This is a genomic window from Bacillus carboniphilus (genome assembly GCF_039522365.1).
In the GTDB taxonomy this organism is placed as follows: domain Bacteria; phylum Bacillota; class Bacilli; order Bacillales; family JC228; genus Bacillus_BF; species Bacillus_BF carboniphilus.
In genome coordinates, this window is the sequence record NZ_BAAADJ010000029.1 from 1 (window position 1) to 713 (window position 713).

General features: G+C 30.4%; 1 protein-coding gene. It reads right to left on the reverse strand.

Translation table 11 applies throughout. From position 1 onward, the window contains the following. Positions 1-447: hypothetical protein (locus tag ABDZ91_RS14110; protein WP_343800029.1), on the reverse strand; the 447-nt coding region annotated here is incomplete at its 3' end. Positions 448-713 lie beyond the last annotated feature (266 nt).

Genomic DNA, 713 nt, shown 5'->3' on the forward strand with positions numbered 1-713 from the left:
TACACCTTTATATATCGCTTCAGTTTCTTCTATTCCATTTATTTCATTTTCATAAGTCGTTTTAGATATAGGTTGTCCTAGAACGGTATTAAACTCACTTAAAGGGCTGTTTACGTTGATCACTTGTTGATTTATCGGGCGAAATCCTTCACCAATTACTGATGTATTACCAATTGTAACCCATTTGGTTTCTTGCCCTTCACCTTCTTGTTTTATAGACTTTCCAAATCCTGAATTGATAAAATTTAGAGGCACATAAATATTATCTAAGTATTTTATTGGTCTTTCTTCATTCTCTTCAAAGCTCCTTAAAACACCATCAACAACAAAGTTAGCCTCAAAATCACTTGGTAATTTATTTTTAAGACTGTTATTCTCATTAGTTAGTTCTTGAATTTTCTTTCCTAATTCTTCTTTTTCTTTTATGAGTTCATTGATTCGCACCATTTGATTATCTTGATATTTATTGAGACTAGCATGGTTTTGTGCTTGTTCGTTATATTGATAAATTAGCTGAACTAATAAAATAAAAATTATCCCCCATAAAACTACCTTCTGTCTAATAAATATCCCCCCTTAAATTCTTTACTTCTTCAACTCTTCTGATCCTTTAGTTAGCTGACTAATTTCTAAAATTTCCATTACCCTAATAACTTTTTAAACATGATTTCTCAATTCCACAGATCTGAAGTATCAAAGTGTTATTCCTAAAC